General features: G+C 57.7%; 15 protein-coding genes. 12 read left to right on the plus strand and 3 right to left on the minus strand.

Going from position 1 to position 14,418, the window contains the following annotated elements:
- Positions 1-115 precede the first annotated feature (115 nt).
- The 8 genes from IB245_RS18360 to IB245_RS18395 all read left to right on the plus strand — a co-directional run bounded on the left by IB245_RS18360 (position 116) and on the right by IB245_RS18395 (position 7,941).
- The gene (locus IB245_RS18360; RefSeq protein ID WP_192228243.1) at positions 116-1,054 is read left to right on the plus strand and encodes a LysR substrate-binding domain-containing protein; all 939 of its coding nucleotides are present in this window, start codon (positions 116-118) and stop codon (positions 1,052-1,054) included.
- A 138-nt stretch (positions 1,055-1,192) separates the two neighbouring features.
- Positions 1,193-2,449, plus strand: coding sequence for an aromatic ring-hydroxylating oxygenase subunit alpha (locus tag IB245_RS18365; RefSeq protein ID WP_192228244.1), 1,257 nt, complete (start codon positions 1,193-1,195; stop codon positions 2,447-2,449).
- Positions 2,450-2,452: 3 nt separating this feature from the next.
- Positions 2,453-3,601 carry a 2Fe-2S iron-sulfur cluster-binding protein gene (locus IB245_RS18370; protein ID WP_412548044.1) on the plus strand — a complete coding sequence of 383 codons (1,149 nt, stop codon included), beginning with the start codon at positions 2,453-2,455 and terminating at the stop codon, positions 3,599-3,601.
- Positions 3,602-3,739: 138 nt separating this feature from the next.
- Positions 3,740-4,645: an alpha/beta fold hydrolase gene (locus tag IB245_RS18375; RefSeq protein WP_192228245.1), complete on the plus strand. Its 906-nt coding sequence runs from the start codon at positions 3,740-3,742 to the stop codon at positions 4,643-4,645.
- 138 nt (positions 4,646-4,783) lie between these two features.
- Positions 4,784-5,185, plus strand: a complete 402-nt coding sequence (locus IB245_RS18380; protein ID WP_192228246.1) for a GFA family protein — start codon at positions 4,784-4,786, stop codon at positions 5,183-5,185.
- Between the two features lie 158 nt (positions 5,186-5,343).
- Positions 5,344-5,775, plus strand: a complete 432-nt coding sequence (locus IB245_RS18385; RefSeq protein ID WP_192228247.1) for a bleomycin resistance protein — start codon at positions 5,344-5,346, stop codon at positions 5,773-5,775.
- 124 nt (positions 5,776-5,899) lie between these two features.
- Positions 5,900-7,261: a HEAT repeat domain-containing protein gene (locus IB245_RS18390; protein ID WP_192228248.1), complete on the plus strand. Its 1,362-nt coding sequence runs from the start codon at positions 5,900-5,902 to the stop codon at positions 7,259-7,261.
- Between the two features lie 98 nt (positions 7,262-7,359).
- A complete protein-coding gene (locus IB245_RS18395; protein ID WP_192228249.1) occupies positions 7,360-7,941 on the plus strand; it encodes a hypothetical protein in 582 nt (193 codons plus the stop codon).
- Between the two features lie 203 nt (positions 7,942-8,144).
- Here the strand turns inward: IB245_RS18395 and IB245_RS18400 are convergent, their stop codons facing one another.
- Positions 8,145-8,573: an Rrf2 family transcriptional regulator gene (locus tag IB245_RS18400; RefSeq protein ID WP_008038831.1), complete on the minus strand. Its 429-nt coding sequence runs from the start codon at positions 8,571-8,573 to the stop codon at positions 8,145-8,147.
- A gap of 141 nt (positions 8,574-8,714) precedes the next feature.
- On the opposite strand from IB245_RS18400, the gene IB245_RS18405 reads away from it, so the two are divergent.
- Positions 8,715-9,602: an NAD(P)/FAD-dependent oxidoreductase gene (locus tag IB245_RS18405; protein WP_192228250.1), complete on the plus strand. Its 888-nt coding sequence runs from the start codon at positions 8,715-8,717 to the stop codon at positions 9,600-9,602.
- Between the two features lie 44 nt (positions 9,603-9,646).
- Here the strand turns inward: IB245_RS18405 and IB245_RS18410 are convergent, their stop codons facing one another.
- Positions 9,647-10,603 (minus strand): AraC family transcriptional regulator, encoded by a 957-nt coding sequence (locus IB245_RS18410; RefSeq protein WP_192228251.1) that lies wholly within the window; start codon positions 10,601-10,603, stop codon positions 9,647-9,649.
- Positions 10,604-10,801: 198 nt separating this feature from the next.
- Between IB245_RS18410 and IB245_RS18415 the strand changes: the two genes are divergently transcribed.
- From IB245_RS18415 to IB245_RS18425, 3 genes are all read left to right on the plus strand, one after another.
- A complete protein-coding gene (locus IB245_RS18415; protein WP_192228252.1) occupies positions 10,802-11,755 on the plus strand; it encodes a diiron oxygenase in 954 nt (317 codons plus the stop codon).
- A 72-nt stretch (positions 11,756-11,827) separates the two neighbouring features.
- Positions 11,828-12,250 carry an MAPEG family protein gene (locus IB245_RS18420; RefSeq protein ID WP_192228253.1) on the plus strand — a complete coding sequence of 141 codons (423 nt, stop codon included), beginning with the start codon at positions 11,828-11,830 and terminating at the stop codon, positions 12,248-12,250.
- 182 nt (positions 12,251-12,432) lie between these two features.
- The gene (locus IB245_RS18425; protein WP_192228254.1) at positions 12,433-12,888 is read left to right on the plus strand and encodes a VOC family protein; all 456 of its coding nucleotides are present in this window, start codon (positions 12,433-12,435) and stop codon (positions 12,886-12,888) included.
- A 184-nt stretch (positions 12,889-13,072) separates the two neighbouring features.
- On the opposite strand, the gene IB245_RS18430 is transcribed toward IB245_RS18425, so the two are convergent.
- Positions 13,073-14,290, minus strand: a complete 1,218-nt coding sequence (locus IB245_RS18430; RefSeq protein ID WP_008038838.1) for an MFS transporter — start codon at positions 14,288-14,290, stop codon at positions 13,073-13,075.
- Between the last annotated feature and the right edge of the window lie 128 nt (positions 14,291-14,418).

Consider the following 14,418-nt stretch of genomic DNA (forward strand, 5'->3'; position numbering starts at 1 on the left):
GACATGGCGCAAGGCGTTTGCGACACGACTTTGCGAGCACTTCCCGGCGAGCAACGGAACAAGCGATAGTGTGTCGCCGGTTGAGCGGCTCCGTTCTCCTTCAGGATCGACCAAGATGGGCAGTGAAGAAACCAGTAAGAAGGTCAAGGGTTACCGCCGACTGATACCGTCCATGACGGCCTTGATGGAATTCGAGGCCGTCGCGCGGTTGAGCAGCTTCACGCTGGCGGCGCAAGAATTGGGCGTGACCCAGGCGGCCGTCAGCAAGCAGGTCAAATACCTGGAGGAAACCCTCGGCACCCGTCTGTTTCATCGACTGCACCGGGCGATCAAACTGACCAGCGAAGGCTACGTGCTGTATTCGGTGGTCGCCGAATCCATGCAGCGCATGGCGAATGTGTTCGACAAGATTTCCGAGGGGATTCCCGAGCAGGAACTGGTGCTCGCCTGCACCGCCGCGTTTTCACACCTGCGCATCCTGCCCCGGCTGGCTGCATTGCGCCTGTCGCAACCCAAGCTGCAATTGCGCCTGATCACCCAAGTCCACAATCCGGACGTGCACCGACAGGACGTCGACATCGCCGTGCGCTTCGGCAATGGAAAATGGGAGGACGGCACCGCGATTTTCCTGTTTGACGAAGAAGTGTTCCCGGTGTGTTCCCCCGCCTGGCTGACCACGCACCCTGCCCCGCTGTCGGTCAACGACTTCCTGCACATTGACCTGATCGATTCGGACACCACGCTCGAAGGCTGGATGACATGGAACAGCTGGTTCAAGGAGCTGGGCGAGAGTCGTCCCAAGGTGAATTACTGCCTGCGCTGCAGCAGTTACAACGACACAGTGCAGGCCGCGTTGCAGGGCTATGGCGTCGCGCTGGGCTGGAACCGTTTGTTGCGTCCGCTATTGCTGAGCGGCGAACTGGTGCGGATTACTGACTATGCGGTGAAACCGAAAGATGCCTATTACCTGATTGTTCCGAACGGCCGGGAAATAACCCCGCTGGTGCACGCCATCGTCGATTGGCTGCGGGATGAGTCGCTACTTTCACACTAAGGTCAGTTGTCGATTCTTCGCATAACTTTTAGCTATGCGAGGGTGAAATTAAAGCGCATTGACGCAAATCCGGACCATTTTGATACTTGCCTCACCGTCACTTGCTGACGATTCAACATCGCCCCCGTGAGGCAACAGATGACAACTACCGTCGCGAAATCCCAACAAGAACTGGTGACTGCACGCACCCCAGGCCATGGCATGCATGGCGCGTTGTTCGGGCGTCAGGACATTTTCGACAGCGACGTCGATATCTTTTTCACCCGGCACTGGATTCTGGTCGGCGTGACGGCGGACATCCCGGAGCCTGGGGATGTTTCGACCATAGACATCGGCAAATCCTCGATCATCCTCGTGCGCGATGACGACGAGCAGGTGCAAGCGTTTCGCAACGTTTGCCGCCATCGCGGGGCGCGCCTGAAGCAGGCCGGCAAATCAACGGTGGGCATGCTCGTGTGCCCGTATCACCAGTGGACCTACGACCTTGATGGCAGCCTCAAGCACGCCGCTCACATGGGCAAGGATTTCGATCCGACCTGCAAAAGCCTGACTCGTGTTCATACGAAAGTGGTCGGCACTCATGTGTTTGTTTGCCTGGGTGACCAACCACCGGAAGACATCGCCTACCTGGAGCAAACCATGGCCCCCCGGCTGGCACCCTACAACCTCACGTATTCGAAAATAGCTTATGAAGCAGAGATCATTGAAGACGGTAACTGGAAGTTGGTCATCGAAAACAATCGCGAGTGTTATCACTGCTCTGCGACGCACCCTGAATTAACCGCTTCATTCCTCCCGGAGGATTTTGGGTTCTGCGCTGAAGGTCTGAGTGAGGAATCGCTGCAAGCGCTGGATGAATATGAAGAACGCAATGCGGCGGCCAAACGCAGTTGGGAACGTGACGGTTTTATCTGCGACGCAGTGGAGCACCTGGACACAGATGCGGTAACCCAGTTCCGCACGCAGCGGCTGGTCATTGCCGGCAATGGCGAATCGCAAACGCTCGACACTCGGGTGGCCTGCACGCGGCTGTTTGGTGACTTGACCCGCCGCGATCTCGGCGACGTGCACCTGTGGACTCATAACTCCTGGACGCATGTGATGAGCGATCACGCCGTCATTTCGTACATCATCCCGCTCGCGCCCGACAAGACGTTGGTGCGCACCAAATGGCTGGTCCATGCCGACGCCATCGAGGGCGTGGATTACGACATCGAGAAACTGACCGAGGTCTGGAAAGCCACCAACCAGCAGGACGCAAACCTTGTTGCGATCACCCACAGCGGTACGCAAGATCCCGGTTACTCGCCTGGCCCCTTCTCGGCATTTACCGAATCCTACGTGGATCAATTCTCTCGCTGGTACGCCGCGCGGCTTGCCGCACAGGGAGTGTGAGCAATGACCATGACCCTCCTTGAAAAGCCGCCGGGTACAGCGAGCGCCGTGTCTGCACCGAACGTATTCACCCATCCGGACACGTGGGCCACCTACGGTGCGCAGTGGAACAGTGGCGAGCAAAAAGCGCTGCACTGTTGCGCCGTACGCGACGAAACCCACGACGTAAAAACCTTTACCTTTCGAAGTGCGGATTTCAGCGTCATCAGTTTTGAGCCAGGGCAGTTCATTACGGTATCGCCGACCATCTCGGGGCAACGCGTGTCGCGCTGCTACACGTTGTCATCGTCGCCCACCCGCCCCTTTGCGCTGTCGATCACGGTCAAGCGTGTTCCCGGCGGGACCGTATCGAACTGGCTGCACGATCACTTGCGCGAAGGCGACAGGCTGCTTGCCTCCGGCCCTGCGGGCAGCTTCACACCGATAGGCCGTCCAGCCGACAAGCTGCTTTATCTATCGGCGGGCTCCGGCGTGACACCGCTGATGTCCATGACCCGTGCGGGTTTCGACCTGGCAGCCCGACTGGATATCGTCTTTGTGCACAGTGCTCGAACCCCCGACGATATTATTTTCCATGAAGAACTGACACGGATGCAGGCCAGCATGCCGGGACTTCGTGTCGTGAATATCTGCGAAGGACACGGCGACAGCACGGATTGGGCTGGGCCGATTGGCCGCCTGGATCTGACCTTGCTCAGCGAACAGGTGCCGGACTTCAAGGAGCGGGAAGTGTTCACTTGTGGACCGCAAGGTTACATGGGCGCGGTCAAGTCGCTACTCAAACAGGGAAACTTTGATTTCCACCACTATCACCAGGAAAGCTTCGATATCACGGCGCTGGATGAGGCCCCTCTGATCGAAACGGCCTGCGTGCTCGATCAGCCGGAGAGCCTGTTTACGATCACGCTGTCCCGCTCCGGTAAAACCTTCAGCATGCCGGGCAACCAGACCGTGCTGACCGCAGCGAAGAAGGCCGGCGCCATCATCCCCTCCTCTTGCAGCCAAGGGGTCTGCGGCACCTGTAAAACGGCGGTGCTGCAAGGCACGGTGGCGATGAACCACAACGGCGGCATTCGCCAGCGTGAAATCGACAAGGGATTGCGCCTGCTGTGCTGCAGTAAGCCAACGTCAGACCTGGTCATCGATTTGTAGGGTCCATCAGAACGCTCAATGTGGTCTACGCTCCAGCCTTGGGTACCTTGTTCTGCCCCGGGCGACGTGCGTTTTCGGCATGGTGGTTTGCAGCGGATGCGGTACGCAACTCTCCATGCATCCTTCCGGGAAAACCACATGATCCGCACCCTGCTGACTGCTTCTTTGCTGCTTGCGCTAAGCCTGCCCGCCCATGCCGGCGTCACGCCATTCCCCACTTCGTTCCGCACCCAGGACATCGCCGTGGAAGGCGCGAAAATCCACGTGCGCGTCGGCGGCAAAGGGCCTGCCGTGGTGCTGCTGCATGGCTTCGGCGACACCGGCGACATGTGGGCGCCTCTCGCTGCCGACCTGGCCAAGGACCACACGGTCGTGGTGCCGGACCTGCGCGGCATGGGCTTGTCGTCGATCCCGGACGGCGGCTACGACAAGAAAACGCAAGCGGGCGACATACGCGCGGTACTCGCAGCCTTGAAAATCGACCACTCGGTGGTCATCGGCCACGACATCGGCACCATGGTCGCCTTCGCCTACGCCTCGCGTTATCCGCAGCAAACCGATCGCCTGGTGGTCATGGATGCGCCCGTACCGGGCATTCAGCCGTGGAACGAGATTGTGCGTTCACCGATGTTGTGGCACTTCGACTTTGGCGGTCCGGATGCCGAGCGCCTGGTGGCCGGTCGTGAGCGCATCTACCTCGATCGCTTCTGGAACGAGTTCGCCGGCGACCCGACCAAAGTGGACGAAGCCACCCGCCAGCATTACGCCAAACTCTACGCCCGCCCCGGCGCGATGCACGCGGCGTTCGCGCAGTTCCGCAGCATTCGCCAGGACGCCGTGGACAACGAAGCATCGATGAAGACACGCCTGACCATGCCCGTACTGGCCGTCGGCGGGGAAAAATCCTTTGGCAACAACGAAGCCATCGTCATGCGCAACGCCGCGGACAATGTCACGGAAGTGGTGATTCCAGGGGCAGGACATTGGTTGATGGAAGAGGCGCCTACGCAGACTATTCGGGCGATTCGCGACTTTTTGCAGTGACCGTCTGTGGCAGGGCAAAAACTGTCTACGGATCGTTGTCGAAGCCTGCCGCCCTGCCTGTTCGACGGGCACTCGCTCGACACTGCATCTACCCACCACTTAAAGTGCTGCCCCCTCAACAATGGATTGCCACCAAAAATGACTGAGACCTTCCAGGGCAGTTGCCTTTGCGGCGCCATCCAATACAAACTCCTGTCACGCCCCAAAGCTGTTTCGCACTGCCATTGCAGCCAATGCCGCAAAAGCCATGGCGCTGCATTTGCGAGCTACGGAAGTGTCTTGCGGGGCGACTTTGATCTGGTACAGGGTAACGACGACATCCGCTCTTACCCTTCCTCTGAATCTGTCGAGCGCCAGTTTTGCGCTCGCTGCGGCTCGTCGCTCTTCTGGTCAAATAACCAGGGCGAATACTCCGACTGGATCTCCATAGCCCTCGGTACGCTGGACACGCCCTTTACTTGCGATAAACAGAAGCATGTCGAGGTGACGTCCAAGGCTGTATGGCATGACATTCAGGATCACTGGCCGCAGTCCCGATAATCGCTTTGTGGCTCGAGAATGCTCATCCACCCCTGCATCATGCCGCTCGCTCCCCTTTCCCGTGGCACTCGTGCCAAAAGTGCAGAGCCTGCTACCACGCATCAGGTATTTACACTGCCAGCCCCAGGGGAGAAGCCTATCGAAATGGAAGTCATCTCATGTTTGAACGTAGCAAACTGGTTCCAGAGTTAATGGTCACCGACCTTGGTAACAGCCTGGATTTTTGGGTGTATTGCCTTGGCTTCGAAGTAGCGTATCAACGCCCGGAAGATGGATTCGCTTACCTCGACTTGAACGGTGCGCAGGTAATGCTCGAGCAGATTGATCCGGACGCAGGCCAATGGCTTACGGCCCCCCTGACGAAGCCATTTGGAAGAGGAATCAACCTGCAGATCGACGTTGCCGCTGTCGCACCCATCACCCAAAAACTTGACCAAGCCGGATTTCCACTCTATCGAGCATGCAAAGACACCTGGTATCGGGCTGATAACGTAGAAGTAGGCCAGCGCGAATTCATCGTCCAGGATCCCGATGGTTATCTCGTCAGATTGGTTGAGCGGTTGGGTGAGCGGCCGGCTTTTTCAATCTGAACGCAGGCCAAGGCGACCATCCGTTTAGTGTCGAAAGCATCCTTCCCTACTGACTGCAATCGACCTGAAAAACTGGGTAAAGTGTTGGCAAGACTGCCCGTACGAGCAAAAAAAGGATTAAAAAGTGAACGTCATAAAGGAATGGCTGGGTAAGCTGAAGAACAAGCAGGTGCCAGCCTCCTCATTGGCGGAGCATCGGCGAAACGAAGCGATGGAACTGCTGGGGAATGCTGAGAACAGTGGAAAATGGATAGAGATCAGTACTCACTACAACGGCTTCATTCGAGAAGTCGCTGTCAGGGGGCTGCGCGATCATCCTTCTCCTGAAGCGTTAGTCGCTTTGATAGAGCGTTTGAACGATTGGGTACCCCAGATTCGCGATCTGGCGTTGGAGGGGCTGAATCACTATTTAACTCCCTCTCGGGCCCAGGCGCTATTGATCGCACTGGAGCCACTCATAGCGTTGGCTGCGCGCCGAAGAGCCGATCATGGCCCCACGCTCATGGCCGCCCGCACAGTACTGCAGTCACCCGAGATCAAGGCTGAGGTCTACGCCAATTTCCTTGCGCGACAAGGTAAAGCTGCGCGCTATCTGTTTGCTCTTTTGCTGGAAAAGGACTCAACGCCGGAGACACTTTTAAGGGACGCCTTAGCCCATCGCGAGCTGACCGTACGCTTAGCTGCCGTGTCAGCTTGTCAGGATTTACCAGCTGCACAAGCTTCACCACTGCTACTCGAAGCCCTATCACGTCCGGGCGCCAAAGTTCGTGTCTGCGTGCTGCGCGCATTACTGCCTTTGTTCGACGATCCGAGGCCAATTTTGTGCAAGGCCTTGCTGGATGCATCCGCCTCAATCCGCAGTTTGGCGCGCTGGGCAGCAGCACGCCATGACGTCGATGCAAACGCGATCCTGAAAAAGAAATTGAATCAGGGCATTCCAACACGGAAACAGGATTGGCTCGGTGTCATTGGCTTGGCAACCGAACTTAACTTCCCTCTCGACAAGCTGTGGCTAACTGAAGCGATGCGCTCTCGCTATTCCACCGTGCGCCAAGCGGCCGTACGTCTGCTTGGCGATAACCAATTGTCCGAATTGCTGGGGGCGCTTGACGATCCGTCGGACAAAGTGTTTTACGCCGCAGTTGCTCAACTGGACAAGCTATCTTGGGCATCAGTGACACCTGGATCAGGTGCCAAACTAGATAGGGATTGGCATGAACTGTCGACAGCACGCCGCCAGGCGATACTTCAATTGAGACCTGGTTGGCAGCAGGTGGCGTACCTACTGGAGCGACTGGCTACTGAACCGGTTGCACAGGCTTTCTGGCTACGTCAGGTTGGCATGTGGTGCGATCGCCAATATCAAATCGTCGATCCGGTCACCTCAAAGGCCGAGCGAGAAGCATTGGCTCAAAAGCTTCGAAACCTGGCCGCAACAGGACTCATCGGCAGCGACAGCGTAGCCCGTGTTGCATCGACCGGTTGAATCCCCAACCAAAAGCTGACCTTTCAGGTCATCTGCCAGACGACAAATTTTCCACTGCTATGCTGATAAGACCTGTTTCTGCACTGGGGACGAGTAGCATGGCAGCACAAGGCAAGCATTCCCCATTCACGCTCAAGGCTATGGCCTGCTGGGCTGGGATTTTCCTTGTCGCTTGGGCTGTCATAAAGCTGCTCGACACTCACCTGGACCTGAGATTGTTGGCAGATAGCACGAGCTGGCCGCAACGTTTTTCGGATTGGCTTTCGCTGGAAACGCCAATGCCGAATTGGTCGCTGCTGATGATAATCGCGATTTTAATCAGCACTCTGTCTGCAGCGATTTACTACGCCCGCAACACTGATGGAGCTTACGACGAGCTACATGAGATAGAGCGAAAAGTTTACAAAATGAACAACCCTCAGTTCCCACGACTGACAGATAACCAAACGCTATTAATGGAAGCTTTGGCCTATCATGCAAATTTCAGGAAAGTTGCAAATCTGAACTCAATTTGCAAACTTGTCTCACTCAGCACAGCAGAAGTTGAAGCCGATCTAAAGCAACTTCAAGACAAACGCCTTATCAAACAAAAAGTGACACGGGGTACGTTTGGCGCCACCACTTTTGAACTTACCTTGGCAGGCAAGGATTATGCGTTAGAGCGTTTTCAGCTAACGTAGTACAGACAAAGTGGAGGTAGGCTGGAGGTGCTTTTTTGAGTAACGTAGTTCGCCCTCCAGGCGACATGACTCATCTTTTCACAAGATCAAGTGGCCCCATGTGGGTAATGTCCAAGGATGTGATCTTTCCCTACTGGACCGTCACTTTCCGGCTAGAACCAAACATACAGCTACTTCCAGACGCCACTTTGTAGACCACAGGTTTACAGACGTTGGTAGCGCCGTTCGAAATCACTGGCCAACTGTTCAAGCGTGACGCTTCCCAAGCGATCTATAAGCAGTGCCTGCGCCGCATCAAACGCTTCGGTCAGCGCAGCATTCACCGCTTGCTCCACCAGGCATTCTGGATGGTCGGTCGACAGACCGATGGCGAAAAGCGAGGACGAGCCCAAGGCCTGATGGATGTTCAACAGTGTTATATCCGCTAACGGTTTCGCCAGCGTCCACCCCCCACGGTGCCCCTTTTCCGAGCGCACATAGCCCCCGTCCTTGAGCAGCGCCATGGTCCGCCGGACCACCACCGGGTTGGTACCGAGCATCTGCGCGATGGTATCGGACGTGGCGGGCTGTTCGTGGCGAGCCATGTGGATCAGCACGTGCAGCATGCGGGACAAGCGAGTGTCATTTCTCATGGATGGCGGTTTCCTGAAGTTGCGTGTGCCGAGTATCGCTCGACACAGCATAAGTTACGAGACTGTTGACACCCCGACATCACGTAACTTACGTTGTATCTAGAGTTTTCGAGCAGGTCGAAGACCCAGGGAGACTGATCAATGGTTTACGACGTGATCATCGTTGGTGGCAGCTATTCCGGTATTTCCGCAGGCTTGCAACTGGCACGGGCGCGCCGAAAGGTGTTGGTGATCGATGCAGGTCTGCGCCGTAATCGGTTTGCTCACAATTCACATGGATTTCTCGGGCAGGACGGTCGTGATCCCGGCACGATAGCCAGCGAGGCACGTGCCCAGTTGCTGGCCTATCCAACAGTCGAGTGGCTTTCGCAACCCGCCACCCAGGCAAAGACGGGCGATGGTGGATTTGTGATAACAGCCGCGAACGGGGAGCAATTCGCAGCGAGGCGTCTGATCCTGGCCACAGGGGTGGTGGATGAGTTGCCTGCGATTCCCGGGCTGTCAGAGCGCTGGGGGCAGCGAGTGTTTCATTGTCCGTATTGCCATGGATATGAACTGTACGGCGGGCAGATTGGAGTTTTGGCGGCGTCGCCAGTTGCCATCCACCAATCGCTAATGTTGCCCGACTGGGGGCCAACGACACTCTTCCTCAACGAGGTATTCGAGCCTGATGCCGAGCAGTTGGCGAAGCTGGCCAGGCGTGGGGTTGCGGTGGAGCGCGAACCTGTCTTGTCGGTTGGCGGGGAACAAGCCGATGTGACACTGGCCAGCGGTCGTGTGATCAAATTTGCAGGGCTGTTCACTCAGCCTCTCACGCGTATGGGCAGCCCACTGGCAGCGCTGCTTGGTTGCGAGTTTGAAGCCGGGCCGACGGGAGAATTCATCAAGGTCGATGCGATGCGCGAAACCAGTGTACCCGGCGTGTTTGCCTGCGGGGATGCAGCAATAGCCGCAGGCAATGTGGCAGTCGCAGTGGGTGACGGCGCACGCACGGGCGGCGCGGCACACCAGTCGCTGATCTTTCGCTGAATACGGGTAGCAAGCGGATGAAGCGCGCCCGTCGCCCTCCGTTCTCAAGCCGATTGCCTGCGCCAGGTGCCGGGTGATGTGCCGAACTGGCGTTTGAATGCGCGACTGAACGCGGCTTCGGATTCGTAGCCCACTGCAAAGCCGATTTGCGCCACATTGCCGCGACCTTCGCGCAGGTGTTGAGCCGCCACGTGCATGCGCCAGAGCGTCAGGTATTGCATCGGTGGCTGGCCGACCAATGCCGTGAATCGCTCCGCGAAAACCGAGCGCGACATGCCCACTTCAAGCGCCAGGGCTTCTGCCGTCCAGCCCTCGGTTGGGCGAGCATGAAGCAGCGCCAATGCGCGCCCGATATGCGGATCCCGCAAACCCGCCAGCCACCCGCGCCGCTCAGCGGGAAGGCTCGCGACATACTGGCTGACGGCTTCGACGAAGAGCAATTCCGATAGCTTGGCGATGACCGTTGTCGAGCCGACGCGCCCCGCCGCGATCTCACTGACAGCAAATCGGAATGAGCTTTCAATCCAGGCTCCCGAAGCCGTCGCGCGCACGTCCAGTTTCAATAAGGATGGCAGCGACGAGAGCAACGGACTGAAAGGGGTTTCAGTGCCGAGGAACCCACACAATAACTGCGTGACCTCGCCGCCTCCGCCGCACTTGATACGTGAAATACCACCGACTTCCGGCGGCTGAATAACGTCGCGCGCCGACATGGGAGCAACGCTCAGGTCGCTGCCAAACTTATGAACGTCATTGCGCGGAAGCAGAATGAGTTCGCCTGCCCGCACGTCGAGGGGGGCTTCACCGTCGATTTTCAATTGCATGTGCCCCGCAGCGACAAAATGCGACGCAATGACATGTCGAGGGGCCGCCAGGAACGGTTTGCAATCGTCCGCAGAGATTTTTCCGCTGAGGCACCAGGGCGCAGTGAATTCCGCCTCGAGGAAGACTCCTCCAGAGAGCCGAATGACACGCAAGACATCAGAAAGCGCATCCAGCAATTGCCAGCCCTCCTTTCCGGAGTCCGGAGCATGTAATCAGGCGCACCGGTCATTCTGCACCTGAACGGCGAGGCCTAGATTAGCACCAACGCGGACTCAGTGATCGGGACGCCCCCCAGAGGTTTCACCCAGGGTCACTGGTTCCGACGTTAACCGTAATGGCCCCCTTCCAGTTCGACCAGGAAGCAGGAGATCGATATGAACACCGTCGCAACCTTACCCGACGCAGATTCGGGCAACGCCGCCCGTTATGCTCAACTCGTCAGGTCCTCGAAAAAAGCCGAATGGCAGATCGATCGCGATTTGCTGCAGGACCGCAGTTTCGACTTCTCGCGCAAATTCTTGCCCGACGGACTCTCGCGGATCGACCGCCTGACCTTTCTCACCCTGGAAGAAGCGCGCCTGCTCAGCCAGATTCAGGGCCGAACCTATGCGTATATCTTTGGCCTGGTCGAGCGTTTCATCAGTGCCAAAATGCTCGATCAAGGTCGGGCCCATGTCTTTGACGATCAGCTCGCGCTTGAAGCGCTGGTGCGATTTTCCAATGACGAGATCAAGCATCAGGAGCTGTTCCGGCGCATAGAAACGATGATGGATGCGCAATTGCCGGCGGGATATCGCCAAGTGGCCGATCCAAACGATGTGGCGCGTGCGGTACTGGCGGCCAGCACCTGGTCGGTGCTGGCGCTGACCTGTCATATCGAGCTGTTTGTTCAAACGCATTACGCAAAAAGCATCGCCCCGCGCGAGGAGTTGTGCCCGCTCTTCAAGGATGTCTTCAAATTTCACTGGAAGGATGAAAGCCGGCATGTCGTACTCGATGAGCTGGAATGGAAAGCGGAGCATGCGAAACTTTCGCCAGTCGAGCGCGACCAGGCAGTGAGCGATCTGATTGCGCTGGTGGCAGCCGTCGATGCAATCCTGCAGGCGCAATCGGCATCCGATGCCAACTACTTCATTCGCAATGTTCCACGCTCGTTCAGTGTTGACGAGACCGCGCAAATCAATGCCTCCGTGCTGGGCGCCTACCGCTGGCAGTACATTATCTCGGGCGTGCAGCATCCACATTTTGGCCAACTGCTTGCGCGCATGACAACACCCGAACAGATGTCCAGGATTCAGACCGCACTGGCTCCCATCATGAGCAACTGATCTACAGGGTGCGGCCGACCTCGCGTCGGTCGCGCGGATGTGCAATGACGTGCTGGATTGAGGATGGCAGCCATGACGATACCGATGTGGATGTTGCTGGGGTTCGCGACCTGGACTTTGCTGCTGTTGATGGCAACCGTCGGGGTGTATCGCTGGGTCAGAATCCTGTTCTCGAATGTTCCGATTGCCTCTTTCCGAAGCGATCAGCCCGATGGCGAGGATTGGTATCGGCGCGGAACACGAGCGCATGCGAACTGTGTGGAAAACCTGCCGGTCTTTGGCGCCATCGTGTTCGTGATTTCAGCCCTTGGTATCAACACACCCGCCGTTGACTACTTGTCCATGCTCGTCCTGATCGCTCGTGTGTGCCAGTCTCTGGTTCACGTATCTCATGTGCAGACAAACAGGTTCGTGGCGGTTCGGTTTACCTTCTTTTGCGTTCAGTTGGTCTGTTTCCTTGCGCTCATTGTGATAGCCGCGAGTTACGGCGCATGAGTAAGGGATGAAGTGCTTGCTTGCCGCAAACGTCGAGGGCAATGCGTTGCCGCTCTCGGCAAGCATGCGGCACGGCCCCATCTCAGCGACGCTGTTCGGCTCGCAAACAAACCCCATGTAACCCCTTCTGATCCTGAGGGTGACGTCGTTATCATTGACGCCGGTTTGACAGGAGAAATGCAATGGAACTGAAGTTCAGTCACGTCGATGTACTGGTCACGAATCTCGAAGAAGCCTGTGCTTACTACGCACAGACACTGAAGGCCAGGATCTCTAAAACGCTCGTCTGGGAACGCGGTGGCCTGCACGTGCGCTACGCGATTGCGTTGATTGGTCAGGAGCGTTTCATGCTGGTGCAACCGTTGGCGGGGAACCTGAAAGAACTCCTGGATTCATCGGGTGAAGGCATGATTTATCGCCACTGCTACTCCACGCCGGACATCGAGAAGGCCTATGACGAATTGATGGCCAGTGGTGTTCAGCCAGAAGACGAAAACGGCAAACCACTGGCCCGCGCGAACCTGCAGTCCCCGTCCGGGGCCCGCATCATCTGGTTGCCCAAGCGCTTCGGGCACTTCTCCATCGAGATATTGGAAGACAAGGCGCTGGAAGCATTTATCGAGGAGGCGTTTGCCTGAAATCTGGTCTCGGGATTCGGAAGTTGACCACAGCGCTCCGGCCATCTGCCTCAATAATTTTTTGCCAAGCCCTCAGCAGCTGAGATGTATCCCGTCCTCCTGAAAACAGATCAGAAGGTGTAAACCTTATTCAGGACGGGACAACTCTCGAATTAAAGCCCCCCGCCAGCGCCTTTTTTGTAGTTCAGTGCCCCGCAACCGCAGGCCGGCCAGCCGCACGCGGCCCCGATTTGAAGCCGTGAGCCCGAGCCCCCCAGACAATCGCAAACCCCACTCCCACCAACACCATCATTGCCCACGGAAAAGAGGCGATGCCCCATCTATCCAGCAACACGCCGCCCACTACCCCACTCCCCGCAATCGCACTGTTCCAGGCCACCACATTCAGCGACAACGCCACATCGGCCCCATCTCCCGCCGCGTCTGCCAGCGCCGTTTGCAACAACGTCGCCGCCCCGCCGAAGCTCAACCCCCAAACCGCCACGCCGATGTAGATCACTTCAGGCACGCTCCCCAAAAATCCAAGCACTACGCAAACCGCCGCAAACGTCGCCAGGCTCACCAACACTGTCTTGCGCAACAACGGCTCAACCAATTTGGCAGTCAGCCAGATCCCCGCCAACGCCGCAGTACCAAACACCAACAATACTAAATCCACCCGATCCCCCAACCCCGCCGGCACCACGAACGGTGCGATGTAGGTGTAGAGAATGTTGTGGGCCAGCATCCAGCAGATCACCACCGCCAGCACGGGGCGCACGCCCGGAGTGGTCAGAACGGTGCGCAGCGACAGGCGCTGGTGCTCGGCTTGGGAGGGGTAGTCCGGGACTTTCACCAGCACCCAGGCAATCAGCACCAGGGTCAGGGCCGACATGATGCCGAAGGTCGTGCGCCAACCCACGAGGCCGCCCAGCCAGGTGCCGAGGGGTACACCCAGGGACAGGGCAATCGGTGTGCCGACCATGGCCAGCGCCAGCGCCTTGCCCTGTTGATGGGGCGCGACCATGCGTCGGGCGTATCCGGCCAGCAGGCTCCAGGCCAGCCCCGCCGCGACGCCGGCGAAGAAGCGCGCCACCAGGGTCGCTCCGTAGTGGGATGACAGCGCGGTGATGGAGTTGAACAGCAGGAAACCGACGATGGTCAGCAGCAGTACATTGCGGCGGCGCCAGCCACGGGTGGCGATGGTCATGGGGATCACCGCCAGAACCGAACCCAGCGCGTAAGCGGTGACCATCTGCCCGGCCATGGAGGGGGAAATCGCCAGTCCTTCGCTGATCAGGGGCAATAGGCCGGCGGGCAATGTTTCGGTGACGATGCAGATGAAGCCGGTCATGGCCAGTGCAAGCAAGGCGCCAATGGGTAGGCGCTCGGGCGCCACCGATAAGGTAATTGAGGGTGTCACGGTAGATTCCTTGAGTGAGGATTTTCGACTTAAATACTGATCGATACAAATGTTGAAGGCTGCCAGCACTCGTTGTCAACGACTTATGTATCGACTAGTATTTATCTCGTAATCCTCAGGAGCCTTGA

The sequence above is a fragment of the Pseudomonas sp. PDM02 genome (assembly GCF_014852285.1).
Classification (GTDB): Bacteria; Pseudomonadota; Gammaproteobacteria; order Pseudomonadales; family Pseudomonadaceae; genus Aquipseudomonas; species Aquipseudomonas migulae.

Excerpts from the sequence above, each read along its gene's own strand:
- IB245_RS18360 (WP_192228243.1), top strand. The coding sequence starts at position 116 with ATGGGCAGTGAAGAAACCAGTAAGAAGGTCAAGGGTTACCGCCGACTG.
- IB245_RS18365 (WP_192228244.1), top strand. The coding sequence starts at position 1,193 with ATGACAACTACCGTCGCGAAATCCCAACAAGAACTGGTGACTGCACGC.
- IB245_RS18370 (WP_412548044.1), top strand. The coding sequence starts at position 2,453 with ATGACCATGACCCTCCTTGAAAAGCCGCCGGGTACAGCGAGCGCCGTG.
- IB245_RS18375 (WP_192228245.1), top strand. The coding sequence starts at position 3,740 with ATGATCCGCACCCTGCTGACTGCTTCTTTGCTGCTTGCGCTAAGCCTG.
- IB245_RS18380 (WP_192228246.1), top strand. The coding sequence starts at position 4,784 with ATGACTGAGACCTTCCAGGGCAGTTGCCTTTGCGGCGCCATCCAATAC.
- IB245_RS18385 (WP_192228247.1), top strand. The coding sequence starts at position 5,344 with ATGTTTGAACGTAGCAAACTGGTTCCAGAGTTAATGGTCACCGACCTT.
- IB245_RS18395 (WP_192228249.1), top strand. The coding sequence starts at position 7,360 with ATGGCAGCACAAGGCAAGCATTCCCCATTCACGCTCAAGGCTATGGCC.
- IB245_RS18400 (WP_008038831.1), bottom strand. The coding sequence starts at position 8,573 with ATGAGAAATGACACTCGCTTGTCCCGCATGCTGCACGTGCTGATCCAC.
- IB245_RS18405 (WP_192228250.1), top strand. The coding sequence starts at position 8,715 with ATGGTTTACGACGTGATCATCGTTGGTGGCAGCTATTCCGGTATTTCC.
- IB245_RS18415 (WP_192228252.1), top strand. The coding sequence starts at position 10,802 with ATGAACACCGTCGCAACCTTACCCGACGCAGATTCGGGCAACGCCGCC.
- IB245_RS18420 (WP_192228253.1), top strand. The coding sequence starts at position 11,828 with ATGACGATACCGATGTGGATGTTGCTGGGGTTCGCGACCTGGACTTTG.
- IB245_RS18425 (WP_192228254.1), top strand. The coding sequence starts at position 12,433 with ATGGAACTGAAGTTCAGTCACGTCGATGTACTGGTCACGAATCTCGAA.